The sequence below is a fragment of the Streptomyces sp. NPDC002754 genome (assembly GCF_053592315.1).
This window is the reverse complement of record NZ_JBSFVM010000005.1, coordinates 190,870-216,049: the sequence shown is the minus strand read 5'-3', so window position 1 is coordinate 216,049 and position 25,180 is coordinate 190,870. Positions and strand designations below refer to the sequence as shown.

22 protein-coding genes are annotated in these 25,180 nt (G+C 70.7%); 9 read left to right on the top strand and 13 right to left on the bottom strand.

Annotated elements, in window-relative coordinates:
- Window positions 1–4 precede the first annotated feature (4 nt).
- From ACWD2L_RS15005 to ACWD2L_RS14975, 7 genes are all read right to left on the bottom strand, one after another.
- On the bottom strand, window positions 5–1,147 hold the full coding sequence (locus ACWD2L_RS15005; RefSeq protein WP_351342200.1) for a D-alanyl-D-alanine carboxypeptidase family protein: 1,143 nt from the start codon (window positions 1,145–1,147) through the stop codon (window positions 5–7).
- Between the two features lie 87 nt (window positions 1,148–1,234).
- Entirely contained in the window at window positions 1,235–1,636 is a 402-nt protein-coding gene (locus tag ACWD2L_RS15000) for a VOC family protein (protein WP_351342202.1), read from the bottom strand.
- A 97-nt stretch (window positions 1,637–1,733) separates the two neighbouring features.
- A complete protein-coding gene (locus tag ACWD2L_RS14995) occupies window positions 1,734–2,510 on the bottom strand; it encodes a succinate dehydrogenase iron-sulfur subunit (RefSeq protein WP_351342204.1) in 777 nt (258 codons plus the stop codon).
- On the bottom strand, window positions 2,510–4,264 hold the full coding sequence (gene sdhA, locus ACWD2L_RS14990) for a succinate dehydrogenase flavoprotein subunit (RefSeq protein WP_351342206.1): 1,755 nt from the start codon (window positions 4,262–4,264) through the stop codon (window positions 2,510–2,512). The genes ACWD2L_RS14995 and sdhA overlap by 1 nt, the downstream gene beginning before the upstream one ends.
- Window positions 4,265–4,280: 16 nt before the next feature.
- Window positions 4,281–4,766 (bottom strand): succinate dehydrogenase hydrophobic membrane anchor subunit, encoded by a 486-nt coding sequence (locus ACWD2L_RS14985; RefSeq protein ID WP_266713330.1) that lies wholly within the window; start codon window positions 4,764–4,766, stop codon window positions 4,281–4,283.
- Window positions 4,767–4,774: 8 nt separating this feature from the next.
- Entirely contained in the window at window positions 4,775–5,155 is a 381-nt protein-coding gene (sdhC, locus tag ACWD2L_RS14980; RefSeq protein WP_266713332.1) for a succinate dehydrogenase, cytochrome b556 subunit, read from the bottom strand.
- Between the two features lie 149 nt (window positions 5,156–5,304).
- Complete coding sequence (locus ACWD2L_RS14975) at window positions 5,305–5,880, bottom strand: 2-oxo-4-hydroxy-4-carboxy-5-ureidoimidazoline decarboxylase (protein ID WP_351342222.1); 576 nt, start codon at window positions 5,878–5,880, stop codon at window positions 5,305–5,307.
- A gap of 389 nt (window positions 5,881–6,269) precedes the next feature.
- On the opposite strand from ACWD2L_RS14975, the gene ACWD2L_RS14970 reads away from it, so the two are divergent.
- From ACWD2L_RS14970 to ACWD2L_RS14955, 4 genes are all read left to right on the top strand, one after another.
- Complete coding sequence (locus ACWD2L_RS14970) at window positions 6,270–7,811, top strand: beta-N-acetylhexosaminidase (RefSeq protein WP_451189738.1); 1,542 nt, start codon at window positions 6,270–6,272, stop codon at window positions 7,809–7,811.
- A 103-nt stretch (window positions 7,812–7,914) separates the two neighbouring features.
- Entirely contained in the window at window positions 7,915–8,418 is a 504-nt protein-coding gene (locus ACWD2L_RS14965; RefSeq protein WP_351342208.1) for a hypothetical protein, read from the top strand.
- A gap of 99 nt (window positions 8,419–8,517) precedes the next feature.
- The gene (locus ACWD2L_RS14960) at window positions 8,518–9,084 is read left to right on the top strand and encodes a hypothetical protein (RefSeq protein WP_351342210.1); all 567 of its coding nucleotides are present in this window, start codon (window positions 8,518–8,520) and stop codon (window positions 9,082–9,084) included.
- A gap of 126 nt (window positions 9,085–9,210) precedes the next feature.
- Complete coding sequence (locus ACWD2L_RS14955) at window positions 9,211–10,779, top strand: MFS transporter (RefSeq protein ID WP_351342212.1); 1,569 nt, start codon at window positions 9,211–9,213, stop codon at window positions 10,777–10,779.
- A gap of 36 nt (window positions 10,780–10,815) precedes the next feature.
- On the opposite strand, the gene ACWD2L_RS14950 is transcribed toward ACWD2L_RS14955, so the two are convergent.
- The gene (locus ACWD2L_RS14950) at window positions 10,816–13,296 is read right to left on the bottom strand and encodes an N-acetylmuramoyl-L-alanine amidase (protein WP_351342214.1); all 2,481 of its coding nucleotides are present in this window, start codon (window positions 13,294–13,296) and stop codon (window positions 10,816–10,818) included.
- Window positions 13,297–13,881: 585 nt separating this feature from the next.
- On the opposite strand from ACWD2L_RS14950, the gene ACWD2L_RS14945 reads away from it, so the two are divergent.
- Window positions 13,882–14,565, top strand: coding sequence for an RNA polymerase sigma factor (locus tag ACWD2L_RS14945; protein ID WP_351342216.1), 684 nt, complete (start codon window positions 13,882–13,884; stop codon window positions 14,563–14,565).
- The gene (locus tag ACWD2L_RS14940; RefSeq protein ID WP_451189733.1) at window positions 14,565–15,689 is read left to right on the top strand and encodes a hypothetical protein; all 1,125 of its coding nucleotides are present in this window, start codon (window positions 14,565–14,567) and stop codon (window positions 15,687–15,689) included. The genes ACWD2L_RS14945 and ACWD2L_RS14940 overlap by 1 nt, the downstream gene beginning before the upstream one ends.
- A 208-nt stretch (window positions 15,690–15,897) precedes the next feature.
- Here ACWD2L_RS14940 and ACWD2L_RS14935 read toward each other — a convergent pair whose 3' ends face one another.
- Complete coding sequence (locus ACWD2L_RS14935) at window positions 15,898–16,716, bottom strand: L,D-transpeptidase family protein (RefSeq protein ID WP_351342219.1); 819 nt, start codon at window positions 16,714–16,716, stop codon at window positions 15,898–15,900.
- A gap of 191 nt (window positions 16,717–16,907) precedes the next feature.
- On the opposite strand from ACWD2L_RS14935, the gene ACWD2L_RS14930 reads away from it, so the two are divergent.
- Window positions 16,908–18,488, top strand: coding sequence for an acyl-CoA mutase large subunit family protein (locus tag ACWD2L_RS14930; RefSeq protein WP_351342220.1), 1,581 nt, complete (start codon window positions 16,908–16,910; stop codon window positions 18,486–18,488).
- Between the two features lie 193 nt (window positions 18,489–18,681).
- On the top strand, window positions 18,682–19,338 hold the full coding sequence (gene leuE, locus ACWD2L_RS14925; RefSeq protein ID WP_351345112.1) for a leucine efflux protein LeuE: 657 nt from the start codon (window positions 18,682–18,684) through the stop codon (window positions 19,336–19,338).
- Window positions 19,339–19,366: 28 nt separating this feature from the next.
- Here leuE and ACWD2L_RS14920 read toward each other — a convergent pair whose 3' ends face one another.
- On the bottom strand, window positions 19,367–20,836 hold the full coding sequence (locus tag ACWD2L_RS14920) for an FAD-dependent monooxygenase (RefSeq protein WP_351345109.1): 1,470 nt from the start codon (window positions 20,834–20,836) through the stop codon (window positions 19,367–19,369).
- 68 nt (window positions 20,837–20,904) lie between these two features.
- Between ACWD2L_RS14920 and ACWD2L_RS14915 the strand changes: the two genes are divergently transcribed.
- Window positions 20,905–21,588, top strand: coding sequence for a TetR/AcrR family transcriptional regulator C-terminal domain-containing protein (locus ACWD2L_RS14915; protein ID WP_351345106.1), 684 nt, complete (start codon window positions 20,905–20,907; stop codon window positions 21,586–21,588).
- Here the strand turns inward: ACWD2L_RS14915 and ACWD2L_RS14910 are convergent.
- The 3 genes from ACWD2L_RS14910 to ACWD2L_RS14900 are packed head-to-tail and all read right to left on the bottom strand — an operon-like array spanning window position 21,573 to window position 25,086.
- Window positions 21,573–22,727 (bottom strand): acyltransferase family protein, encoded by a 1,155-nt coding sequence (locus ACWD2L_RS14910; RefSeq protein ID WP_451189729.1) that lies wholly within the window; start codon window positions 22,725–22,727, stop codon window positions 21,573–21,575. The two genes, ACWD2L_RS14915 and ACWD2L_RS14910, sit on opposite strands and share 16 nt — an antisense overlap.
- Window positions 22,724–24,112 carry a polysialyltransferase family glycosyltransferase gene (locus ACWD2L_RS14905; RefSeq protein ID WP_351345102.1) on the bottom strand — a complete coding sequence of 463 codons (1,389 nt, stop codon included), beginning with the start codon at window positions 24,110–24,112 and terminating at the stop codon, window positions 22,724–22,726. The genes ACWD2L_RS14910 and ACWD2L_RS14905 overlap by 4 nt, the downstream gene beginning before the upstream one ends.
- A complete protein-coding gene (locus ACWD2L_RS14900; RefSeq protein ID WP_351345099.1) occupies window positions 24,109–25,086 on the bottom strand; it encodes a glycosyltransferase family 2 protein in 978 nt (325 codons plus the stop codon). Before ACWD2L_RS14900 ends, ACWD2L_RS14905 begins: the two co-directional genes overlap by 4 nt.
- Between the last annotated feature and the right edge of the window lie 94 nt (window positions 25,087–25,180).

The window sequence follows — 25,180 nt, the reverse complement described above, 5'->3', positions numbered from 1 at the left end:
GACGTCAGGCCTTCCTGCGCCGTCCCGTCGGCTTCCCGCGACGGCGCAGGGCCAGCAGGCCGCCACCGGCGAGGGCCGCCAGGGCCATGGATCCGCCGAGCGCCCAGTCGTCGCCGTGCGAGCCGGTGGCCGTGCTCGCGGCGGGGCCCGCGCCCGCCACGTGGGGCGCGCGGGTCGATGCCTTCGAGCGCTCGCTCAACGGCGTCGCCAACTCGTCGACGGGGCGCACCTTGTCCGCGGCGGCGAAGCCCCAGTCGAGCAGCGCGGCCGTCTCCTGGTACACCGCCTCGTAGCCGGACTTCGGGTGCATGACGGTGACCAGCAGGGTGCGGCCGCCGCGAGTGGCGGCGCCGGTGAAGGTGTTGCCCGCGTGCGACGTGTAGCCGTTCTTGACGCCCATGAGGCCCTCGTACGGGGTGACGCCCTGCCCGGTGAGGAGGCGGTCGGTGTTCTGGATCTGGAACGTCTTCTTCCCGCCCGCGGGGAAGTCGGCGACCTTGGTGGCGCAGTAGCCGCGGAAGTCGTCGTTCTTCAGCCCGGCGCGGGCGAAGAGCGTCAGGTCGTACGCGGAGGAGACCTGCCCCTTGTGGTCGAAGCCGTCCGGGCTGACGACGTGGGTGTCGTTCGCCTGGAGGTCCTTCGCGCGCGCCTGCATCTGCGCGACCGTCTTGTCGACGCCGCCGTTCATGTTCGCGAGTACGTGCACCGCGTCGTTGCCGGAGCGCAGGAACACGCCTTGCCACAACTGGTGCACGCTGTACGTCGTCCCGGCCTGGACGCCGACGAGGCTGGAGCCGAACGGTATGTCCGCGAGGTCCTCGGCCGTCACCTTGTGCCTCAGCGCGCTGTCGAACTTCGGCAGCACCGTGTCCGCGAACAGCATCTTCAGCGTGGAGGCCGGTGGCAGCCTGCGGTGCCCGTCGTACGAGGCGAGCACCTCGCCGCTGTCGTTGTCGGCGATCAGCCACGCCTTCGCGACGAGCTTCGGCAGCTTCGGCGCGCCCGCCCGGTACCGCACCTGGAGACCCGAGGCCGCCGCTGCGGACTGCGCGGGCAGCGCGAGGGCGGCGGCCGCACCCGCCCCGAGGCCGAGGGCGGCGCGCCGGGTGAGGTGCGCGGAGGAAGCGGAAGCGGTGGTGCCGGGCATCCCGTGAAGGTACCGCTCAAAGCGCGGGTAAAGACCGGCGGGGCCCGGCGTCCGGGTCGGCCTCGGTCGGCTCCGGGTCGGCTCAGGTCAGCTCCGCGCCAGCTCCGGCCTCTTGAGGTAGTCCGTGAAGCCGATGACGTTGCCCCACGGGTCGGCGAACTCCACCACGTATCCGGTGGAGGTGGAGAAGGGCGGGTCGAGCAGCTCGACGTCGGCGGCGCGCAGCGTGTCGGCCGTCGCGCGGGCGTCCGCCACCTCCAGCCACAGGCGTCCCGCGGCCCAGGCGGGCGGTCTGCGGTCGAAGCCGTCCTCGACCCGCAGCAGCAGCCCCGGCGTCTCCTTGCCGACCGCGAGCAGCGCGATCCCGGCCTCGTCGACCCGCGCCTTCACCGCGAAACCGACACGTTCGTAGAACGCGACGGCCTCGCCCAGATCGCCGACGGGGAACAGCACGTTGTCGAACCCGAGAATCTCCAGCTCTTGTGGCATAGCGGAAGATTAGCGAGCTACCGGGCAAAAACGGCGAAGGCCCCGCTCCCGAAAAGGGAACGGGGCCTTCAGGGCCTTGCGGCGAATCGCCGGAAGGTCAGAAGCGGCGCGTGATGAGCGCCCGCTTGACTTCCTGGATCGCCTTGGTGACCTCGATGCCACGCGGGCAGGCGTCCGTGCAGTTGAAGGTCGTGCGGCAACGCCACACACCGTCACGGTCGTTGAGGATCTCCAGGCGCTGCTCCCCGGCCTCGTCACGCGAGTCGAAGATGAAGCGGTGGGCGTTCACGATGGCGGCAGGACCGAAGTACTGGCCGTCGTTCCAGAACACCGGGCAGGACGACGTGCACGCCGCGCACAGGATGCACTTGGTGGTGTCGTCGAAGCGGGCCCGGTCCTCGTCGGACTGGTAGCGCTCACGCGTCGGCTCGTTGCCCGTCGTGACGAGGAACGGCATGACGTCGCGGTACGCCTGGAAGAACGGGTCCATGTCCACGACCAGGTCCTTGAGGACCGTGAGGCCCTTGATGGCCTCGACCGTGATGGGCTTCTCGGGGTTGATGTCCTTGAGAAGCGTCTTGCAGGCAAGACGGTTCTTGCCGTTGATCCGCATCGCGTCGGACCCACAGATGCCGTGCGCGCAGGAGCGACGGAACGTCAGAGTGCCGTCCTGCTCCCACTTGGCCTTGTGCAGCGCGTCGAGAACCCGCTCCTTGGGGTCCATCTCCAGCTGGAAGTCCTGCCAGGTCGACTCGTCGGAGACCTCCGAGTTGAACCGGCGCACGCGCAGCGTGATCGTGATGTTCGGGGTGTCGGCGAAGCCGGCCTCGGGCGCGCCCGCCGCTTCCGCCTTGTCCATGGTCGGGGTAGCCATCAGTACTTACGCTCCATCGGCTGGTAGCGGGTCTGGACGACCGGCTTGTAGTCGAGACGGATGGACTCGGAGCCGTCGTCGCCGACCTCGCGGTACGCCATGGTGTGGCGCATGAAGTTGACGTCGTCCCGGGTGGGGAAGTCCTCGCGGTAGTGACCGCCGCGGGACTCCTTGCGCGCCAGGGCGGAGGTCGCCATGACCTCGGCCAGGTCGAGCAGGTTACCCAGCTCGATGGCCTCCAGGAGGTCCGTGTTGAACCGCTTGCCCTTGTCCTGGACGGACACGTTCTTGTAGCGGGCGCGCAGTTCGGCGATCTTCTCGACGGCCGTCTTGATCGTCTGCTCGGTGCGGAACACCATCACGTTGGCGTCCATGCACTCCTGCAGCTCGTTGCGGATCACCGCGACGCTCTCGGTGCCCTGCGCGTCACGCAGCCGCTCGACGAGCTCCTCGACCATCGTCGCCGGGTTCTCCGGCAGCTCGACGAACTCGGTCTTGTGCGCGTGCTCGGCCGCCGCGATGCCCGCACGACGCCCGAAGACGTTGATGTCGAGCAGCGAGTTGGTGCCGAGGCGGTTGGCGCCGTGCACGGAGACACAGGCGACCTCGCCGGCGGCGTACAGGCCGGGGACGACGGTGGTGTTGTCCGCGAGGACCTCACCCTCGACGTTCGTCGGGATGCCGCCCATGGCGTAGTGCGCGGTCGGCTGGATCGGGATCGGGTCCGTGTAGGGCTCGATGCCGAGGTACGTGCGCGCGAACTCGGTGATGTCCGGGAGCTTGGCGTCGAGCTGCTCCGGCGGAAGGTGCGTGAGGTCCAGGTACACGTGGTCACCGGCCGGACCGCAGCCGCGGCCCTCACGGATCTCCGTGTAGATGGAGCGGGACACGACGTCACGGGACGCGAGGTCCTTCATGACCGGCGCGTACTTCTCCATGAAGCGCTCGCCGTCCTTGTTACGGAGGATGCCGCCCTCACCACGGGCGCCTTCCGTAAGGAGGATGCCCATGCGCCAGATGCCGGTCGGGTGGAACTGGAAGAACTCCATGTCCTCCAGCGGCAGCCCGCGCCGGTAGCAGGCTGCCTGGCCGTCGCCGGTCAGGGTGTGCGCGTTCGACGTCACCTTGAAGAACTTGCCGGTGCCGCCGGAGGCGTAGATGACCGACTTCGCCTGGAAGACGTGGATCTCGCCGGTGGCCAGCTCGTAGGCGACCACACCGGCGGACTTCTTGACGCCGTCTTCCTCGACGAGCAGCTGGTCCAGGACGTAGAACTCGTTGAAGAACTCCACGCCCTCCTTCACGCAGTTCTGGTACAGCGTCTGAAGGATCATGTGGCCAGTGCGGTCCGCGGCGTAGCAGGACCGGCGGACCGGCGCCTCGCCGTGGTTGCGGGAGTGCCCGCCGAACCGCCGCTGGTCGATCTTGCCCTCAGGTGTGCGGTTGAAGGGCAGGCCCATCTTCTCCAGGTCGAGAACGGAGTCGATGGCCTCCTTCGCCAGGATCTCGGCGGCGTCCTGGTCGACCAGGTAGTCGCCGCCCTTGATCGTGTCGAAGGTGTGCCACTCCCAGTTGTCCTCCTCCACGTTGGCGAGCGCGGCGGCCATGCCGCCCTGCGCGGCGCCCGTGTGGGAGCGGGTGGGGTAGAGCTTGGTCAGCACGGCGGTGCGGCTGCGCTTCGTCGACTCGATGGCCGCGCGCATGCCCGCGCCACCGGCGCCGACGATGACGGTGTCGTACTTGTGAATCTTCACGGTTTCTCGCCTCGGCTTAACGGATGTTGGGGTCGAAGGTGAAGATCACCAGCGTGCCCAGCAGGACGGTGAAGACCGTCGCGGCGTACAGCAGGCCCTTCAGCCACATACGGGTCTGGGGGCGCTCGGCGTAGTCGTTGATCACGGTACGCAGGCCGTTGGCGCCGTGCAGCATCGCGAGCCACAGCATCAGCAGGTCCCAGCCCTGCCAGAACGGGGACGCCCAGCGGCCCGCCACGAAGGCGAAGCCGATCTTGGAGACGCCGCCGTCGAGGACGAGCTGGATCAGCAGGTGGCCGAGGACCAGGACGACGAGGACGACACCCGACAGGCGCATGAACAGCCATGCGGCCATCTCGAAGTTGCCGCGCGTCGAACGCGGGGTCTTCGAGGTGCGCTTGCGGGGGGCCTCGATGTACGGAGCCGGGTTGTCGACGTCGTAGAGGGAAACACCCTCGACGGGGCCGACGCCGGACGTCGCGGGGGTCGTGTCAGCAGACATGTCTGGCCTCAGCTCCCGAAGAGTGCGCGGACGGCGTGGCCGAGTACGGGATACAGGGCCCCGACCATCAGGACGATCCAGATGCCCATGACGGTCCAGAGCATCTGCTTCTGATAGCGCGGGCCCTTCGACCAGAAGTCGACGGCGATGACACGCAGGCCGTTGAGCGCGTGGAACAGAATCGCGGCCACGAGGCCGTATTCCAGAAGCGCGACGATCGGCGTCTTATAGGTACCAACGACATCGTCGTACGCCTCTGGTGAGACGCGGACGAGAGCGGTGTCGAGGACGTGCACGAACAGGAAGAAGAAAATGAGGACACCGGTGACTCGATGAGCCACCCACGACCACATGCCTTCCCGGCCGCGGTACAGCGTTCCAGCCGGCACGGAAGAACCCTCCGGGAGCGGGGACTAGGGCCGCGCCGGCTTCTATGTCGGGCGAGCCCGGCCGGGTACGGTCCACCGGCCGCTCGTCATCGTATCGACGAGTTGTCGGCACACCCGCACGGGGGGCTTATGTGTGATCAAACAGGCAATCAAACAGGCACGTACGGGCTATTGATTCCGGTTTCCCGCCCGGTCTCCAGATCGGTTTCCCGCCGGGTGAGTCGGGCGAGACGGCCCCGGGCGAGTCGCCGCAGCTCCTCGGCGGCCAGTTCGCGCTCGTGCACCGGGTCGTGGCCGAGCCGGGTGCGCAGGCCCGCGAGCAGGTGGTCGAGGGCCTCGCCGGGCGCGATGTCGTCCAGGCAGATCACGAAGGGGTGGCCGAAGCGGATCTGGTACGCGCTGTGGGCCGCGACCAGCGCGGTGTTGGCGGCCGCGTACGCCGAGTAGCCAGAGTGCCCCGAGAGGGCGGCGGGGTCCGGCGGCAGCACGAGGTCCTCGCCGGTCAGGGCCTCGGTGACGTCGGCGGGGGCGAGGTCGTACGCCGCCTCGTCCGCCGCGGCGAGCAGCGCGTCCACGTCCGGGTACGGGCGGTGCGCGGCGACCCGGCGGGCCCAGGCCCGGCTGCGGCAGCACGTGTGCAGTACCTGCTCGGCGGTCTCCTGCGGCAGCGCGTTGAAGCGGGGGAGGCCTCCGGCGGTACCGGGTGCCGTGGCCTGGGCCGGTATGGGCAGACGGCCGGGGGTCTGGAGGGGGCGCAGAGCGGTCTCCCGCGAATGGGGTCTCCCCTGCTCGAGCGGAGCCGAGAGCTTGGGGAAGTGAGGGGTGGTTGTGGCGTAAACGTTAGCCAGAGCTTGTCGTGAGTGTCCGGCGGATGTGTGAAATTCACTCGGACGGCGTGTTTGCGTGTGGGTGGGTGACAGCGCGCACCAGTGCCGGTGTTGTTCTGGTTGCTTGGCGGGTGTCCGACGCGTCGTGGTTGCGTTTGCGCCACGCGGCGGAGCCGCACATTGACACGTCCCCGCGCCCCTGGGCAGCCGCCGTTAACGTCGGCTGCGTATGTGTCGGCTCGACGGGGTTCAGCGAGGTGTTCGTGAAGAAGGAGCGGCAGGCTCTGGTGGCCGTTGCCACTGGGGTCGTTCTGATTGCGGTTGTGGGGTGTTCGGGTGGGGGCGGGTCGCCGTCCGACGGGAAGTCGGCGTCGTCCGCGGCGCCCTCGCCCACCCGTTCGTACCCGCTGTCGAAGCCGGCGCACACGATCCCCGAGGTACGTGACTTCACGCCCGCGCACGGTCCCGGCTGGAAGCCGGACGGCGGCCGGGTCGTCGTGAAGGACCGTGAACTGGCGGAGGAGGGGCGGCTCCTCGCCGGCGAGCTGGACCTGAAGTACGCGGGGTCCGGGGAGGACGCGGAGCCCGGCGACGTCGAGCTGGCGATCGGGGGGAAGAGCGGGGCCAACCCGGAGTCGTACCGGATGTCGGTGAAGGCGGGCACCGTGCGGATCGTCGGGCCGAGCGACACCGGCGTGTACTACGGGACGCGCACGCTCAAGCAGGAGGTGCACGACGGGGCCACCGCGCCGGAGGGCGTCACCGCGGACGAACCCGCCAAGGCGCAGCGCGGGTTCAGCCTCGACATCGCGCGCAAGCACTTCACGGCCGACTGGATCAAGGACCGGATCCGGGACATCGGGGACCTCAAGTACAACCAGTTGGGGCTGCACTTCTCCGACGACCAGTCCTTCCGGATCGCGTCCGACTCGCACCCCGAGGTCGTCTCGGACGAGCACCTCAGCAAGGCGGAGGTGCGGGACATCCTGAAGCTCGCCGCCGAGCGGCACATCACGGTCGTGCCGGAGATCGACTCGCCGGGGCACCTCGGCGCGGTGATCGCCGCGCACCCGGATCTGCAGTTGCGCGACGCGAGCGGGGTGGCCGCGCGCGGCGCCGTCGACATCTCGAAGCCGGGCGCCGCGAAGATCGTCGACGATCTGCTGAAGGAGTACGCGAAGCTGTTCAAGGGCGCGTACTGGCACCTGGGCGCCGACGAGTACCGGGCCCTGATGAGCGAGAACCCCGAGACCTCCTACCCGCAGCTCGCCAGTGCGGCGCGAAAGAAGTACGGGGCGAACGCGAAGGTCCAGGACCTCGCCCAGGGCTGGCTCAACGACCGGGCGAAGACCATGGCCCCCTACGACCGCCACCTGAAGGCCTGGAACGACGGCTTCTACAAGGGCGGGGTCGTCGACGCGGACAAGGACATCGAGGTCGCGTACTGGACCGGCAAGGAGATCGGGGCGCGCGAGCCGCTCGAGTACCTGAACGAGGGCCGCAAGCTGACGAACTACAACGACGAGTACCTGTACTACGTCCTCGGCGAGCCCAACACCTTCGTCTATCCGACGGGTGAGCGGATCTACAAGAGCTGGACGCCGCGCGTCGTGCGCGGGAAGAGCCCGGTGCCCGCGAAGTACGACGACCAGATCCTCGGCGGCTCCTTCGCCGTGTGGTGCGACCTCTCGGGGGCGCAGACCCCGGCGCAGGTCGCGAAGGGCATCCGGATGCCGCTGCGGGCGACCGTGCAGAAGCTGTGGGACTCCAAGGAGCCGGAGCTGACCTGGCCGAAGTTCGTCGCCCTGGCCGACAAGCTGGACGGCTGAAGGACCCGATCCGCCGTTTCCGGTGGCGAAGTCCCTTGCGGCTGTGGTCTATTCGGCCGCAGGTACGACGCATGTGGCGTACACCGGGACGGGGGGAACGGACATGGGTTACTGGGGCTACTACGTGGTCGCGAGAAGCGCTCAGCCGCTGGACAAGTGCGAGGCCCTGGGCGGGGTGCGCGAGGAGTTGACGCTCCTTGAGGAGCGGGCCGCCGGCTGGCAGGTGTGGGAGTGCCCCGGCGGCGGCGAGCAGGCGCGGGACGTGGGCAGCATGAACGCGCTGGCGGCGGAGACCGGGGCGCCCGCCCTGTTCGCGTACGTCATGGACTCCGCCTGCGCGGTCGTCGAGGCGGCCGGGCCCGAGAGCGGCGCGTGGACGGCGTGCCTGGGGCGCGCCGCGATGACCGGGTACATCGGCGGCGACGAACGCGCCCTGGAGGACTACTTCCTGCCGCCCGGTGACGCCGCGGAGCGGGCCGTCGCCTGGGCCGGCGAGTGCGGCCGCGAGGTGCCGATCGAGCCGCTCGACGAGGTGCTGCGCTCGGCCGCCGAGCCCTCCGCCGAGGAACTCTTCTTCCGCTTCCTCGACCGGCTCGGCGTGCGGTGACGTGACGTTCACTGTGACGTTCCGCGCCGCGCGGACGCAGTGGGATACGTAGGCGGCAAGGGGAATTGCTGGATCCGTGTCCGGAGGAGCGTTGCGTCCATGAGCCTGGTGGAACTGATCGCGGAGGCCGATGAGCGCGGCCTCGCCACGAGCGGGCTCGGCTGCCTCGACCGGTGTGTGCCGCTGCTCGGCGTCGGCGGGCCCGGCGACCCCGAGGAGGACGTGCTGCGCCCGCTGTGGGCGAGCCTCGCGGAGGGCGGCGCGGACTGGGGCGCGCGGCTCGTGGCGGCGCGCGGCGCGCTGAAGGGCGCCGCGGGCGAGGGCGAGGCCGCCGAGCTGGTGCGGCGGATGCTCGGGGCCGCGCCGGAGCGGGCGGTGGCCGAGGCGTGGCGGGAGTGGGCGGACGCCTGTTCGGTGGCCGCGCTCCAGGTGCACCGGATGCTCGATGTGACGGAGGACCGGGCGGTCGGCGTGAGCGCGCGCCGCGAGGGCAGCACCGAGGGGATGTCGCCGCTCGTCGCGGCCGAACTGCGCCGCCAGACGCAGATCCTGGAGCTGCTCGCGGGCGGTGGCGCGGGCGGCCTTCGGCAGGCGCTGGTCGTCTCGACGGAGGGGCGCAGAGTGCTGCGGGCGGCCGTCTCGCGGCGCGCGCGGGGGCGCGGCTGACGTCCTCGGCCCGGCTCTCGGAGACGTGCCGCACGCGCCGGTGCAAAACGGGGCGTATGGGCGGAGGATGGGAGGCGATGCGCGCCAGCAGGCCCGCGCAGCCGTCGATGGAGGAGGCCGAGTCCGATGGCCGAAACCCGCCCCACCGCACAGCCCCAGGACGGGCCGCCGCCCGACCCTTCCCCAAGCTCTCGGCTTCGCTCGAGCAGGGGAGACCCCAATCGTTGGTGGGCCCTCGTCGTCATCGCGGGCGCCCAGCTGATGGTCGTCCTCGACATGACGATCGTGAACATCGCGCTGCCCTCGGCCCAGGCCGACCTTGGCATGACCGACGGCAACCGGCAGTGGGTCATCACCGCGTACACGCTCGCCTTCGGCGGTCTGCTGCTGCTCGGCGGGCGGATCACGGACCTGATCGGCCGCAAACTCGCCTTCTGCGTCGGCCTGTTGGGGTTCGCCGCCGCGTCCGCGCTGGGCGGCGCCGCGACGGGGCCCGGGATGCTCTTCGGGGCGCGGGCCCTGCAGGGCGTGTTCGCGGCGCTGCTCGCGCCCGCCGCGCTCTCGCTCCTCGCCACGACGTTCACCGAACCACGGGAGCGCAGCCGGGCGTTCGGCGTGTTCGGGGCGATCGTCGGGGCGGGCGCCGCCATCGGGCTCCTCGCGGGCGGCTTCCTCACCGAGTACCTCGACTGGCGCTGGTGCCTGTACGTCAACGTACCCATCGCGCTCGCGGCGTTCGCCGGGGCCCTGGTGCTGCTGCACGGCGGCCGGGTGATGACCGATCCGCACCTCGACGTGCCGGGCGCCGTGCTCGGCTGCGCGGGGATGCTGGCCATCGTCTACGGGTTCTCGGAGGCCGAATCCCGGTCCTGGGACGACGCGTTGGTGCTCACGCTGCTCATCGGCGGCGTCGCGCTGCTCGCGCTCTTCGGGTGGTGGCAGAGCCGGGCGCGGGTCCCGCTGCTGCCGATCTCCGTGGTCAGTGACCGGCAGCGCGTCGGGGCATTCCTCACGATCCTGTTCGTGACCGTCGGCATGTTCGGCGTCTTCCTCTTCCTGACGTACTACATGCAGCGCGTGCTCGGATACTCGCCGGTGAGGACGGGTGTCGCCTATCTGCCCATCACGGCGGGCATGATCGTCGGCTCGACGCAGATCGCCGCGCGGCTGCTGCACCGGGTGCCGCCGCGCACCCTGATGGTTCCGGGTCTCGTCCTCGCGGCGGGCGGCCTCGCGATCATCGCGCAGGTGGGGACCGAGCCCGCGTACGCCTCGCACCTGCTGCCGGGCATGCTGATGCTCGGGCTCGGCATGGGCACGGCCATGATGACGTCGGTGTCGCTCGCCACCGGCAGCGTCGCCCCGCAGGACGCGGGCGCGGCCTCCGCGACCTTCAACACGGCGCAGCAGGTGGGCGGTTCGATCGGCACGGCGCTGCTCAACACGATCGCGGCGAGCGTCACCGCCCGGTACCTCACCGAGCACGCGACGCCCGGCGCCGACCGCCGCGCGCTCGCCTCGCGCGCCGCCGTGCACGGGTTCAACGTCGCGACGTGGTGGGCGGTGGCCTCGGTGCTGCTCGCGGCGGTGATCGCGGCGGTCGTGGTGAACGCGCCGCGGGCACCGGGCGCGGGAGACGCGGTGCCGGCACCCGGTGACGTAGATGACGTAAAGGAGAAGGCCGTGGGGGACTGAACGGCCCCCACGGCCCTCGCTGGTGCAATTCGCTTACTACGGCGCCAAGTTGGCGCCTATGCGCGCCGTCGCCGACGTGCCTAGCGTGGTCTTCGTGAAGGTCTTCGTCGAGGACAGACCCAGACCGCTGGAGTTGCTCGGTACGTACGTCAGGTTGCCCTCGCCCGTGTTCTCGCCCGCCGTGCCGAGCACCAGGTCGGCGCGGCCGTAGCCGGAGAGGTCGGTCAGGGCGACGGCCGAGCCGAGGTTGTCGTCGGTCTCGGTGGAACCGGGGACGCCGGCGGTGTCCTGGGTGACGGTGAGCGCGCCGGTGCCGGTGATCCCGGTCGAAGCCCCCTTCAGGAGAACCGAGTTACCGGCGTTGGAGCGGTTCTTGCCGTCGCGGGTGATGTCCTCGTTCGGGGCGCCCGCGAGCACGTCCGCGTAGCCGTCGAGGTTGTAGTCGCCGACCGCGATCGAGGCGCCCATCGCGTCGCCCGCCTCGGCGGCGCCTGGGACGCCCGAGGTGCCCTGGTTGACGGACTTGGCACCCGTGGGGGTCAGTCCGCCCGCGGTCGTGGACGTCGGCAGCGAGCCCTTGACGAAGGTGACCTGGCCGCCCGCCGCCGCGCCGGACTCGGCGGTGTACGGCTGGCCGATGGCGATGTCGTCGATGCCGTCGCCGTTGATGTCGCCCGCGCCGATGGAGCGGCCGCCCTTGACGGTCAGCGTCGCGGCCTTGCGCAGGCCGCCCTCGCCGCCCTTGTACCAGACGACTTTGCCGAGGCTGCTGCCGTCGCGGTAGTTCAGCGCGACGTCCGCGTAGCCGTCCCGGTTGAAGTCGCCGGACGCGGCGTCCGCGTAGGACAGGTTGTCCTCGGTGGAGGTGATCGTGGAGTCGGAGTCCCAGCCGTCGCCGTAGCGGGCGCTCCAGGTGCCGCCGGTGCCGGTGGAGGCGGCGAACACGTCGGCCGTGCCGTCCGCGTTGAAGTCGCCGACGGCCACCGCGGAGCCGAAGCGCGCGTTGGTCAGCTCATAGCTGCCGTCGATGTTGACGCCGGTGCCGGAGGTGAAGGCCGGGCCGTACAGGATGGTGTACGCGCCGCGGTTGGAGTGGCCCGCCGTGTCGTCCTCGCCGGGCTGGCCGACGACGATGTCGGTGGCGCCGTCGCCGTTGATGTCGCCGGTGGCGGTGGAGGCGCCGAACTCGTCACCGCTCTCACCCGCGCCGGGGATGTCGGCGGTCGACTGCGAGATCAGCTTCTTGCCGGTGGCCGTGGGCCCCGCGGCGCTGCCGGGCACGATGGCGATCTGGCCGCCGCTGGACCCCTTCGGGAGGCCGGAGACGATGTCGTCCGTGGCGTCGCCGACGACGTTCTGCGAGGCCAGGGCGTGCGAGATGCCCGGGGTGGCGGCCTGCGTCGCGATGCGGCCGAGCTTCGGGTACAGGTTCGCGCCGGGGCACAGGGTGGTGTTGGTGTCCTTGTGACCGAAGACCCGCGGCAGCGTGATGGTGGTGTCCTTGGCGACCTTGTTGCCGTCGGTGCCCAGATCGCCGTTGGACGTCAGCGTCACCTTGTCGGTGGCCTTGAGGCCGTACTGGCCGAACTTCCAGGCGGTGACGCGGGAGATGGCGTCGAGCGCCGCCTTCGTCGGCTTGGCCTTCTCGAAGTTGCCGATGTAGGAGATGCCGACGGTGTCCGTGTTGAACCCGTAGTCGTGGGCGCCGTGCACCGGCAGGTCCATGCCGCCGGTGCGGCCCTCGAATATCTGGCCGCAGCGGTCGACGACGAAGTTGTAGCCGATGTCGTAATAACCCTTGCCGACATGGTCCTGCTGAATCTCGCGGAGCCGCTGAGCGGTCTGCGCACAGGGCACCTGGTTGTCCGAGTCCACGCCGGTGTGGTGCACGACGGCGGCCTTGATCTCCGTGTCGTACACGGGAGTTCCGTCGTGCGCGAGGCCGGGGCCCCACACGGACTGGGGGATGATCGTCGGCTTCACGACGGTCGAGGGGCGGGCCGCGGGCGGCGTCTCGTCGGCCGTGAACGCGGCGGGTTCGGTGCCGCCCTTGCGGGTGCCGGTGCCGGGGTCGATGAGCTTGACGTCCATCCCGGCGGGCAGGTCCTTGGCCCGGCCGTCGGCGTCGACGACACGCACCTCGACGCCGGTCGAGGTGCTTGCCGTGGACACGGAGGAGGTGCCGCCGCGGATGTCGGAGCCCGCGCGCTCGGCGCCGTCGGAGTCGTTGGTCTCCTCCGGCAGGGTGGTCCAGGCCCCCCACGCACCGGTCTCGGCGCCGCGCGCCCGGAACTGGGCGGTGCCGTCGAGCTTCTCCGCGGGGTCCTTCCACGTCACCGACACCGCGTTGAACCGCTGCGTCGACTTCTGCGGGACGACCTTCCGGTCGCTCTTCGTCTCCATGCTCAACGTGTGCACGGACGCGGCCCGGTAGGCGGCGGTATCGGCCACCTCCGTCCCCGGGTCGGCCATCGCGTACGACACGACTCCGGCGCCGCCGACGACGACCGCCCCCATCGTGATCCACGCTCTCCGCTTGAGACTCAGCGGCTTGTACGCGTGCGATCCGCGGGCGTCGTCCGCCTTCGCTCTCGCTCGCGAATGTCGCGGGCTCAATTGCCCCACCCCTCAATGAAGTTCACATGGATCCCGCGTGACGCGCGGGTAGCTGCTCTATCCAGCGAACGACGGTCAAGGAGGGGTACTGGTTGTGCGGATGTGGCGCACGTCACGTGTCCGAGATCAGCCCCGCCGGCGTTTGAGGCGCGGGGTCCGGGGCGGAGCCCCGAGGCGTGTGCCTACGGGGGGGCGGGGGCACGCACGCCGAGCCGGGCGGCAGCTCATAAGCGGGACGGCCGAGGTCGCCACCCCCCACAGGAGAGACCCCGGCCGCCGCGCGTCACGGGTCGCGAGCGGCCCGTACTTGGTTCAGCGCCGCCGGTGCGTTTTCTGTCACACCACCCTGGGACACCGTTGGTTGTCTGTTGTACGAACATGGACGCGAGGAAGTTCAGGCCGTAGCGTTCTGGTTCGCGCCGGGCGCGCGCACCCGTATCGACGGCGCACACGGCTTCACGGCCAAAGCAGGGCAGGGGCAGGGGAGTGCTGGGGGACGACGCGGAGCTGACCACCGCGGTGCTTGCGGCGCGGGACGGGAGCGAGGCCGCGTTCCGGACCGTGTACCGCGCCGTGCACCCACGCCTGCTCGGATACGTACGCACGCTCGTCGGCGACCCGGACGCGGAGGACGTCGCGTCGGAGGCCTGGCTGCAGATAGCCCGCGACATCGACCGGTTCGAGGGCGACGCCGACCGGTTCCGCGGCTGGGCCGCCCGGATCGCCCGCAACCGCGCGCTCGACCACATACGCATGCGGGGACGCCGGCCCGCCATCGGCGGCGACGAGACCGAGCTCACCGGCCGACCCGCCCTCTCCGACACCGCCGACGAGGCCATGGAGTCCCTGGCCACCGGCAGCGCCATGGCCCTCATCTCCGAGCTGCCGCAGGACCAGGCCGAGGCCGTCGTGCTGCGCGTCGTCGTCGGGCTCGACGCGAAGAACGCCGCGCAGACCCTCGGCAAGCGGCCCGGCGCGGTCCGCACCGCCGCCCACCGCGGCCTGAAGCGGCTCGCCGAACTGCTCGGCGCCGCCGAACCCGCGGCGGACAAGGACGGGAACACCGCCGACTCCCTCGAAGCGGTACCGACTCCACGGCGCGACCGCACTCGTACGTCGACGTCCGCAGGTGTGACGCATTCGCGTTCGCGGACGCAGAAGGACATGTGATGGCCGACGAGCACGACAAGTGGCTTAACCGCGACGCGGCGGACCGCCTGCTGCGCGGAGAGGCCCCGGCCGTATCCGGAGACGACGCCCGGCGGGCCGACAGGCTGACCGCCGCGCTGCACATGCTGGCCGAGGTGCCGGCCGGCCCCGAGGGTGAACTCCCGGGCGAGGAAGTCGCGTTGAAGGCGTTCCGCGAGACGCGCGCCGTCGCGGCTGTGAACGGCGCAGTGAACGGTGCTGTGGATGGCGTAGTGCACGGTGTTGTGAGTGGTGTTGTGAGCGGTTCCGTGGGAGGGGGCGCGCGTGCGGGGCGCGACCGGCGGTCCGCCAGGTCGGGCCCGAAGGCGTCCGGGCGGCGTTCGCTCTGGGGCCGCCCCGCGCGGCTCGGGGCCGTCGCCGCGTTCGCCGCGTGCATGGTCGGCGGGGTCGCGGTCGCCGCGGGGACGGGCGTGCTGCCCTCGCCGTTCCGCGGGTCGGGCGATCCGGCGCCGGCCGCGTCCGTGTCCGCCGCCGCGAGCCCCGAGCGGCCGCTCGCCTCGGCCTCCGCGGGGGTCACGGAGGACGGCCACGCGGTGCCGAGCCCGACGGAGCCGTCCGGCGACTCCGGCAGCGGGCCCGCCTCCGGCTCCCCGTCCGGCGGCAAGGACAAGGGCGCCCCCGGCGACGGCCGTACGTCCAAGGGGCGCGGCCCCGGACCGGGCGTGACCGGCACCGAAGGGGCGAGGGCCCAGGCGCGCAAGCTCGTCGACACCTGCCGCAAGTACCGCGGCGGGCAGTCCGGCGCCGCGGACGTGCAGCGCCTGGAGGCGTCCGCGAAGGCGCTCGGTCAGGACAAGCGGAGCCTCGACCGCTTCTGCGACCGCGTCCTGACCCGCGACAGAACCCCCACCGCGTCGGCCGACAGGACCACCTCGCAGCACACGGACAGCCAGGACGACTCGGACAGCCAGAGCGCCTCGGACGACGGCAAGGGGTCGGGCGGGTCGGACGGCAAGGGCAACGGCGACCGCGGGAGCGGCAACGAGGACGAGGACGGCGACCCGGGCGGCACCGCGAGCCCGAGCCCCAGCCCCAGCACCTCCTCCAGCCCCAGCCCGACCTCCAGTGCGGTACCGACCCTGTGACCTGCGGAAACGTAACGGGTCAGAAAGGTTGCGCGCCGGGTGTGACGTTTCTGGAAGCCGCGGCGCAGTAATAAGTGAGCCGACTGGTCATCGGCAGCGCACGAGCCCGGGTTCCCCCCCGTATCCGGAGCTCAGTGCCGCTGGCGCGGGTGGGACACGTTCCCCCGGTCCCACCCGCGCCACTCAACACTTCACCCCGCAGGAACGCTCACCAGTAGACGACGACCTTGTCGCCGGTCCTGACCCGCGCGAACAGTCGCGCGATCGCCCGCTCGTCCTTGACGTTCACACAGCCGTGCGAGGCCCCCGCGTACCCGCGCGCCGCGAAGTCCGACGAGTAGTGCACCGCCTGGCCGCCGCTGAAGAACATCGCGTACGGCATGGGGGAGTCGTAGAGCGTCGAGACGTGGTGCCGGGACTTGAAGTCGACGTGGAACACACCCTCGCGGGTCGGCGTGTACTGGGACCCGAACCGCACCTCGGTCGTCAGCACGCGCCTGCCGTCCACCATCCACGCCAACGTGCGACTGGTCTTGCTGATGCAGATCACCCGCCCCGTCATACAGCGCGGATCCGGCTTCGCCGGGGGCTGCCCGCCGAACTGGTACAGCTCCCACTTGCCCGGCTCGTGCGTCATCCGCAGCAGCCGCTGCCAGGTCACGGCGTCCGTCTCACCGGTGCGCGGCAGCCCGCGCTTGCCCTGGAACCCCTTGACCGCGTCGGCCGTCACGTCGTCGTACGTGCCCGTGGGCCCGTTGTAGAGCCAAGCCACTTGGCGCAGCCGCGCCTGCAGTTCGCGTACGTCCTTGGACCTGTCGCCGGGAGCGAGGAGGACCTTGGGGGCGGGGGGTGCGGAAGGTGGCGCGGAGGGCTTCGCGTCGTCGCGGCCGGAGGGCGTGTGTGCCGAAGTTGGTGAAGTGGGCGAGCCGGGTGTCCGCCCGCCCTCCACGGCCTGGGCCTTGCAGCCGCCCACCAGGATGACCATCCCGGTGACGCCGATCATCGAACGTAGGACTGCTGTCCGCATGACATCCCCCGCCTGCCGAGCCGTTCTCTCTCGTCCCGCGGATACTGCCCACGTCGAAACGTGGGAAAGCTTGTGAGCAAGGTCCCAGCGCGGGACTCTCCACTGGCCGCACGCCCGCCGCTACAGTCCGTCGCGAGGGTCGTTCACTACTGGCAAGTAAGCATCGGCAAGTAATCGCTGGAGGCACAACCATGGCGCGCGAATCCGAGTCCGGACTGCCCATCGAGCCGGTCTACGGCCCGTCGGCTCTGGGGGGTTGGGACCCGGACCGCAAGCTGGGCGAACCGGGCGCGTACCCCTACACGCGCGGTGTCTACCCGACGATGTACACGGGCCGCCCGTGGACGATGCGCCAGTACGCCGGGTTCGGTACGGCCACCGAGTCCAACGCCCGATACAAGCAGCTCATCGAGAACGGCACGATGGGCCTGTCCGTCGCCTTCGACCTGCCGACCCAGATGGGCCACGACTCCGACGCCCCGATCGCGTCCGGTGAGGTCGGCAAGGTGGGCGTCGCGATCGACTCCGTCGAGGACATGCGCGTCCTGCTCGGCGGCATCCCGCTGGAGAAGGTCTCCACGTCGATGACGATCAACGCCCCGGCCGCGCTGCTGCTGCTGATGTACCAACTCGTGGGCGAGGAGCAGGGGGTGGCGGCCGACAAGCTCACCGGCACCATCCAGAACGACGTGCTCAAGGAGTACATCGCCCGCGGCACCTACATCTTCCCGCCCAAGCCCTCGCTGCGGCTGATCGCGGACATCTTCAAGTACTGCAAGGCCGAGATCCCGAAGTGGAACACCATCTCGATCTCCGGCTACCACATGGCCGAGGCGGGTGCCTCTCCCGCGCAGGAGATCGCCTTCACGCTCGCCGACGGCATCGAGTACGTCCGCACGGCCGTCGCGGCCGGCATGGACGTCGACGACTTCGCCCCGCGCCTGTCGTTCTTCTTCGTCGCCCGTACGACGATCCTGGAGGAGGTCGCCAAGTTCCGCGCGGCGCGCAGGATTTGGGCGAAGGTGATGAAGGAGGAGTTCGGCGCCAAGAACCCCAAGTCGCTGATGCTCCGCTTCCACACGCAGACGGCCGGCGTGCAGCTCACCGCCCAGCAGCCCGAGGTGAACCTCGTGCGCGTCGCGGTCCAGGGCCTCGGCGCGGTCCTCGGCGGTACGCAGTCGCTGCACACGAACTCCTTCGACGAGGCGATCGCCCTCCCCACCGACAAGTCCGCGCGCCTGGCCCTGCGTACGCAGCAGGTCCTCGCGTACGAGACGGATGTGACGGCGACGGTGGACCCGTTCGCCGGCTCGTACGTCGTCGAGAGCATGACGGACGACGTGGAGGCCGTCGCGCTCGAACTCATGGAGAAGGTCGAGGAGTTGGGCGGCGCGGTCAACGCGATCGAGCGCGGCTTCCAGAAGTCCGAGATCGAGCGCAGCGCGTACCAGATCGCGCAGGAGACCGACTCCGGTGAACGTGTCGTGGTAGGCGTCAACCGCTACCGGCTCGACGGGGAGGAGCCCTACGAGCCGCACCGCGTCGACCCGGCGATCGAGGCGCAGCAGGTGGAGCGGCTCGCGAAGCTGCGGGCCGAGCGGGATCAGGGGGCGGTTGATGCGGCGCTCGCCGCGCTGAAGAAGGCGGCCGAGGGCGAGGACAACGTCCTCTACCCGATGAAGGACGCGCTGCGCGCCCGCGCGACGGTGGGCGAAATCTGTGACGCGCTCCGCGGGATCTGGGGCGCGTACGTCCCGTCGGACACGTTCTGACCGACCAACACCGGGGCCGGGCTCACGGGGCTCCGCCCCGGACCCCGCTGCTCAATCGCCGCAGGGGCTAAACAGCCCCGCCGGCGTTTGAGACGCGGGGTCCGGGGCGGAGCCCCGAGGCGTGGGGGCGGTGCGGCGTCCGGGATTCGGGACCGGTGGGCGGGGCACCGGATGTGCGTGCGAGACTCCCGGGATGCTGGGTGTCATCGATCTTCCGACCTATCTCGCGGGCCTCGCCCTCATCATCCTCCTGCCGGGCCCGAACTCGCTGTATGTGCTCTCCGTCGGCGCCCGCCGCGGCATCCGCACCGGCTACAAGGCAGCCGCAGGCGTGTGGTGCGGCGACACCGTCCTGATGACCCTCTCCGCCGCGGGGGTCGCCTCCCTGCTCCAGGCGAACTCCCTGATCTTCGGGATCGTGAAGTACGCCGGCGCCGGCTACCTGACCTGGCTCGCCATCGGCATGATGCGCGCCGCGTGGAGCATGTGGCGCACCCGCAAGGAGCGGCTCGCGGCCGAGCGCGGCGCCGCGGAGGAGGAGCCCGCCCAGGAGCGGCCCTTCCGCCGCGCGTTCGTGATCAGCCTGCTGAACCCGAAGGCGATCCTGTTCTTCATCGCCTTCTTCGTGCAGTTCGTCGACCCGTCCTACGCGTACCCCGCCCTCTCCTTCGTGGTGCTCGGCGCCTTCGCGCAGGCGGCCAGCGTGCTCTACCTGTCGGCGCTGATCTTCAGCGGCATGAAGCTGTCCGCCGCCTTCCGGCGCCGCAGGCGCCTCTCCGCGGGTGCGACCTCGGCCGCCGGAGTCCTCTTCCTCGGCTTCGCGGTGAAGCTGTCGCTGGCCAGCGTGTAGGGCCCGCCGCGGAGGCCGGTCGGTCCGGTCACGCCACCCCCGTCTCCGCCAGGTACCTCTCCACCCCCTCCGCCGTCTCCCCGGCCCACGCCACATAGCCGTCCGGGCGGATCAGGAACACTCCCCGGCCGTATGCCTCGTAGGCCGGGATGCGGGCCGTGCGTATGGACGCGTCGTGCGCGCGCGGGAGTTCGCCCTCCACGCCCACCGCGAGCAGCGTCCAGTGCGGGCCCCGGAACGCGTCGAACAGCCGCACCCCGCCCCGCCGCCCGTCCGGTGCCCGGTCGCCCGCCCGCAGCGAGTCGTCCGCGAGGCCCGGCCGGGTCTCCCGGGTCAGCGCCGACTCCCGGTACCCGATGCCCAGTTGCTGCACCTCCTTGCCTCGCTGCGTGGGCGGGCCCCCGGCGCTCGCGCGGTGGATCCGGGTGCTGATGCCGAGGATGCCCTCCGCCACCGGCATCCGCTCCTCCTCGTACGTGTCCAGGAGCCGTGCCGGTGCGCCGGACAGCACCGCCGCCAGCTTCCAGCCCAGGTTGTACGCGTCCTGCACGCTCGTGTTCAGGCCCTGGCCGCCAGCCGGGGAGTGGATGTGCGCCGCGTCGCCCGCGAGGAAGACCCGGCCCACCCGGAATCGGTCCGCCAGCGCCGCCCGCGCCTTGAAGTCCGAGGCCCACAGCACCTCGGCGATGTGTTCCTCGAAGAGCGCGGTGCGGGTGGCCAGCAGCTTGGTCACCGCCTCCGGTGACGGGTCCACCACCGCCGACTCGTCCGCGAACTGCGCCGCCAGCTGGAAGACGCGGCCCGGCCGCGACGCGTCGGGCGGCAGCGGGCAGAAGGCCACGCCGCCCTCCGGCGCCTTCGGCCACACATGCCAGTGGGTGTCCGGCAGCGGTGCGTCGTCCGTGATCCGCACATCCGCCACCAGCATCGGCTTCGGGTCCACGGTCTCCCCGGTCATACCGATCCCGAGCGCCCGCCGGACCGTGGAGCGGCCGCCGTCCGCCGCCACCGCGTACCGCGCCCGCACCGCCGAGCCGTCCTCGAACGACGCCGTCACGCCCTCCGCGTCCTGCGCGAGACCGCTCAGCGCCGCGCCGAAGCGGACCTCGCCGCCCAGATCACGCAGCCGCGCGTACAGCACCTCCTGCGTGCGGGCCTGCGGTATCAACCAGCCCTCCGCGTAAGGGACCTGCTCGCTCGGCTCGGAGCGCTCCATCATGTCCCACTCCTGGCCGGGCTCCGAGCCCTCCCAGACCCGCATGCTCGGGTACCGCGTGCCCGCCGCGTGGATCGCGTCCAGGACCCCGAGGTCGTACAGCACCTCCTGGGTGCGCGGCTGCAGGCCCTTGCCGCGCGAGCCGGGGAACAGGCCGTCCGCCCGCTCGACCAGCATCGCCCGCGTCCCGCGCCGCGCCAGGTCGACCGCGAGCGCCAGGCCCGTCGGACCCGCGCCCACGATCAGTACGTCCGTCGCCACACCATTCATCGCCGCGTCCATCACCGACTCCTTAACGCCGTTAAGTTCGATGTTTCGAGCATGGCCTTAACGGCGTTAAACTGTCAAGCGTGGCCGAGAAGAAGAAGCAGAACGAGAAGCCCGGGCTCGACCGGAGTCACGTCGCCGACACCGCCCTCGACCTGCTGAACGACGTGGGACTCGAAGGCCTGACGCTGCGCGCCATCGCCAAGCAGCTGAACGTGCAGGCACCCGCCCTGTACTGGCACTTCAAGAACAAGCAGGCGCTGCTCGACGAGATGGCGACTGTGATGTTCCGGCGGATGACCGAAGTGGGCGGGGAGGCCGGATACGAGCCGGCGGGCGCCTGGCAGGAGTGGCTGGTCCAGGGCAACCAGCAGCTGCGCGCCACGCTCCTGAGCTACCGCGACGGCGCGAAGGTCTTCAGCGGCTCACGGTTCACGGGCACCGACCACGGTCCGGAACTGGAGGCGAACCTGCGCCTGCTCATCGATTTCGGCTTCACCGCCGACCAGGCCGCCTGGGCGAGCACCACCGCGTACATGTACACGCTCGGGTTCGTCACCGAGGAGCAGGGCATGCAGCCGCCGCCCGGCGACGCGGGCCCCCAGAAGGATCCCGTCGTCGACGTGGCGGAGCGCGCGCAGAAGCTCGCCGACTACCCGCTCGCCGCCGCCGCGGGCGGTCAGCTCTTCGCGGCGTACGACGAGCGGTTCGAGGAGGGGCTGCGGCTCATCGTCGCGGGGATCGAGGCGCGCTACGGGGTGCGCTGAGCGGCTCGCGGGTCCCGGTTGAGCGATCTGCGGATCAGCGGCGTCGCCCATTTCTCGACGTAGCGGTTCAGCAGCCAGGCGAGGGTCAGCATCGCGGCGACCGTCGCGCCGAACGTGGCCCACGACGGCAGTCCCGCGCGTCGATGCAGGGCCGCGATCGCCACCCAGCCCAGGTGCTCGTGGACCAGGTAGAAGGGGTAGGTGAGGGCGCCGGCGACCGTCAGCCAGCGCCAGTTCGCCCAGGCCGTCCAGCCGAGCGCGATCACCGTCACCGCCGCGAAACCGAGCGTGATCACCGCGACGATCCCGAACGAGGAGCGGTAGGAGAAGAAGTCCGGGTTCGGCGCGTGCCACGTCCGGTCGACCGCGAAGTGCTGCCCGATCAGCCAGCTCACCGCGACGATGCCCCACGCCGTGACGTCGCGCCGGTCGCGGTGGACCAGGTACAGGCCGATGCCGCCGATGAAGAACGGCGCGTACTCCGGCATCAGGACGAGCGTCGCGAGCGGCTCGCCCGAGCCCTCCGCGAGCACCGCGGCCAGCGTCCACACCGCGCAGAACAGCACCACCCGGTGCCGGGTCGCGCCAGGCAGGACGACGCAGAGAGCGAACAGGGCGTAGAAGCGCAGCTCCGCCCAGAGCGTCCAGCAGACCCCCAACACCCGGTCCACGCCCAGGGGTTGCTGCAACATCGTCAGGTTCACGAGCGCGTCGCTGGGCGACACCGCCTTGTAGACCACGACCGGCAGCGCGAAGACGGCCGTCACCAGGACGATCGCCACCCAGTACGAGGGCAGGAGGCGGGCCGCGCGCGACGCGAAGAAGGAGCGCAGAGGTCTGCCCCAGCCGCTCATGCAGATCACGAACCCGCTGATCACGAAGAAGATCTGCACGCCCAGGCAGCCGTACGCGAACCAGCCGTGCAGCGTGGGGAATTGGGCCTGCGGCGACGACCCCCAGGCCTGGGAGACCTCGCCGTCCCGCCCCCCGTAGTGGTACGCCGCCACCATCAGCGCCGCGAGCAGCCGCAGTCCGTCCAGGGCGTACAGGCGGGACGTGGGGCGCGTGCGCACGGCCTTCGCCTGTGGCTCCGTCTGGGGTGCGGGGAGCGGAGGCAGCGTCGTGCCGGGAGCCGTCATCCGAGGGCCGCCCGCTTGACGGCCGCCCGCTTGAGGGAGCGGGCCCGCTTCGCGACCCTGCGCACCGTCGCGTTGCGCGGGATGAAGGCGAACTGGGACGGGAGCGCGCCGGGCAGGGCGAGGGAGGTCAGGCGGCGCCGCTTGAAGTAGCGCCAGGTGTGGTTGTCGAGGCGGGTCGCGAGATAGCGCTCGGCGGGGCGGCGCAGTTCCGGGTAGATCTTGGCCTGCATGGCGTAGCCGACCGCGCGCAGCAGCTCGTCCAACTCACCTACGCGCAGCGGCTGTTCCTGTGCCTCGACGGCCGTACGGTCGGCCAGGGCGGGCAGCAGTGCGTCGACGATGGTGACCGGCACCCGGTTGCTGTTCTCGTACGGTGTGAGCCGGTCCAGGAGGGTCGACGTGCCGACGCGCGCCACCGGAATGCCGTACAGGGCGCTCGCGGTGAGCAGCGCCGTGGAGAAGCAGCCGACGACGAGGGCCGGGCGCATCCGCTGGTAGAGGACCTCGGCGAGGACGGGCGTCTCCAGGACGGTCAGCTCTACGCCGAGGCGTTCCGCCTCCTTCTCCAGGAGGTGCGACCAGCGGGCCGGGGCGGTGGGGTGCGGTTTGAACACCACGTGCTTGTGGCCGAGTTGGGCGGCGCCGCGCATCATCCGGACGTGCAGGTCCTCCTCTTCCTCGGCCGTGAGGATACCGAGCGCGGAGAGGTACTGGCCGAGGAGGAGCGCCGGTTCGCCGGGCAGGCGCGGGAGTTCGCCCGCCGCGTCGCCCAGGTCGGCGAGCACCTTGAGGAAGACCTCTGTAGGGACGACCTCGGGCTCGACGCCGAACTCCGTGAGCAGCAGCGGCTTCAGACCCGGCACCAGGTCGAGGTGGAGCAGGCGGCGCACGCGCGTGCCGATCAGCGGGTCGATCTTGTTGCGGGTCGGCCCGTAGCTCATCAGGCCGTCCGCGTACACGTCGACCGGAGCGCCCGCGAAGATCTGTGCGACCGCCATCGCCGGACTGACCTGGATGGACTCCACGGCGAGCTCGACGTTGTCGTCGCCGAGGTCCCACGTGAGCCGCAAGTAGCGTTCCCACAGCGGGATGTCGTCGGTGCGCGGCGACCAACTGCCGGGGTGGAAGGGTGAGATGGCCTCGTTCCACGACAGGATGCCGTCGAAGCGGTCCCGCAACTGCTCGAAGCCGGGCATCTCGTCGACGGCGGGCGTGGTCTCGGGCGTCGCCGCGTTGTTGGCGACCAGCAGCAGCGTGCGGTCCGCCGGGGCGAACTGGTCCGCGTCCATGGCGGCCGCGAGCGTCGCGGCGCCGTACAGGGTCGAGGCCAGCAGGATGCGCGTCGTACCGCGCGTGGTGCCACGATTCGTCGTGCGCGTCGTCATGCCGTGACCTCCGCGCGGACCGGGCGGCGGCGCAGCCGGCGCAGGCGCGTGGCCCGCTGGGTGTCCATCGAGTCGAGCGCGTCGTCGAGCACCCCCTGCGGCATGCGCTTGAGCGCGGCCGCGCTGAGCGACTTCAATGTGCGGGCCACGGGCGGTTCGAACCTTTCGATGGATCCCAAGTGGTGGGAAATGATGGCGCAGTACGTACGCACGGCCTTCGGCAGAAGCAGTTCCGCATCCCGGTCCTGTGCCGTTTCCCGGACAACCTGGTCGAATGCCCGGATGAAATCGAGCTGCCGTACGTCACCGATCTGAGTGAGCGAGGACGAGACGCCGCGGCGATAGAAAACGCCCAGAGGGCTGACCGCCGCAAAGGATTTCGCCTCGCGGTGCAGCCGCCAGATCCACGGCCTGTCCTCCGCCGTACGAAGCCCGTCGGTGAAGTGCAGCAGCCCCTCGTCGGCGAGCCGCCGGTGGTACATGCCGGCCCACGCGTACGCGTAGTCGACGGCGGTCGAGCGGTCGGCCGGCAGGATCGCCGCGCGCGGGTCCATGACGACGTCGCGCAGACCGTGCGGGAAACGGTGCACCGAGCGGGCCCGCGCCGTGCACTGGACGTGGTCCGTGCGCACGAAGTCGCAGCCCAGGTCCTCTATGGCGGCGAGGAGGCGGGCGTAGTAGCCGGGTGCGAGCCAGTCGTCGCCGTCCAGGAAGGCGAGGTATTCGCCGCGGGCCCTGTCGAGCCCGGTGTTGCGGGCGGCCGCGAGTCCTCCGTTCCGTTCGTGTCGCACGACGACCGCGCCGGGCAGCTCGCGCTCGGCGCGCGCGAGAATGTCCGGTGTCTCGTCCTTGGAGCAGTCGTCGACGAGAATGAATTCGAAGTCGTCGCGTGCGTTCGCTCGCAGACTTCTGAGGGTGTCGGGCGCGTATTGCTGCACGTTGTAGAACGGCACGATGACGGAGAGCTTGACCACGACGGTGACGTTAGGGTGCGGCCCGGCATTCGTCTTGACCGTCGCCTTGATATCAGGTGAACGAAGCGTGGCGGGACCGTTAACCGGCCCTGGC

What these genes read in the sequence shown, in the direction of transcription:
- ACWD2L_RS15005 (WP_351342200.1), bottom strand. Translation starts at nt 1,147, where the DNA reads ATGCCCGGCACCACCGCTTCCGCTTCCTCCGCGCACCTCACCCGGCGC.
- ACWD2L_RS15000 (WP_351342202.1), bottom strand. Translation starts at nt 1,636, where the DNA reads ATGCCACAAGAGCTGGAGATTCTCGGGTTCGACAACGTGCTGTTCCCC.
- ACWD2L_RS14995 (WP_351342204.1), bottom strand. Translation starts at nt 2,510, where the DNA reads ATGGCTACCCCGACCATGGACAAGGCGGAAGCGGCGGGCGCGCCCGAG.
- ACWD2L_RS14985 (WP_266713330.1), bottom strand. Translation starts at nt 4,766, where the DNA reads ATGTCTGCTGACACGACCCCCGCGACGTCCGGCGTCGGCCCCGTCGAG.
- ACWD2L_RS14965 (WP_351342208.1), top strand. Translation starts at nt 7,915, where the DNA reads ATGGGTTACTGGGGCTACTACGTGGTCGCGAGAAGCGCTCAGCCGCTG.
- ACWD2L_RS14960 (WP_351342210.1), top strand. Translation starts at nt 8,518, where the DNA reads ATGAGCCTGGTGGAACTGATCGCGGAGGCCGATGAGCGCGGCCTCGCC.
- ACWD2L_RS14955 (WP_351342212.1), top strand. Translation starts at nt 9,211, where the DNA reads ATGGCCGAAACCCGCCCCACCGCACAGCCCCAGGACGGGCCGCCGCCC.
- ACWD2L_RS14950 (WP_351342214.1), bottom strand. Translation starts at nt 13,296, where the DNA reads ATGGGGGCGGTCGTCGTCGGCGGCGCCGGAGTCGTGTCGTACGCGATG.
- ACWD2L_RS14940 (WP_451189733.1), top strand. Translation starts at nt 14,565, where the DNA reads ATGGCCGACGAGCACGACAAGTGGCTTAACCGCGACGCGGCGGACCGC.
- ACWD2L_RS14935 (WP_351342219.1), bottom strand. Translation starts at nt 16,716, where the DNA reads ATGCGGACAGCAGTCCTACGTTCGATGATCGGCGTCACCGGGATGGTC.
- ACWD2L_RS14930 (WP_351342220.1), top strand. Translation starts at nt 16,908, where the DNA reads ATGGCGCGCGAATCCGAGTCCGGACTGCCCATCGAGCCGGTCTACGGC.
- leuE (WP_351345112.1), top strand. Translation starts at nt 18,682, where the DNA reads ATGCTGGGTGTCATCGATCTTCCGACCTATCTCGCGGGCCTCGCCCTC.
- ACWD2L_RS14920 (WP_351345109.1), bottom strand. Translation starts at nt 20,836, where the DNA reads ATGGACGCGGCGATGAATGGTGTGGCGACGGACGTACTGATCGTGGGC.
- ACWD2L_RS14910 (WP_451189729.1), bottom strand. Translation starts at nt 22,727, where the DNA reads ATGACGGCTCCCGGCACGACGCTGCCTCCGCTCCCCGCACCCCAGACG.
- ACWD2L_RS14905 (WP_351345102.1), bottom strand. Translation starts at nt 24,112, where the DNA reads ATGACGACGCGCACGACGAATCGTGGCACCACGCGCGGTACGACGCGC.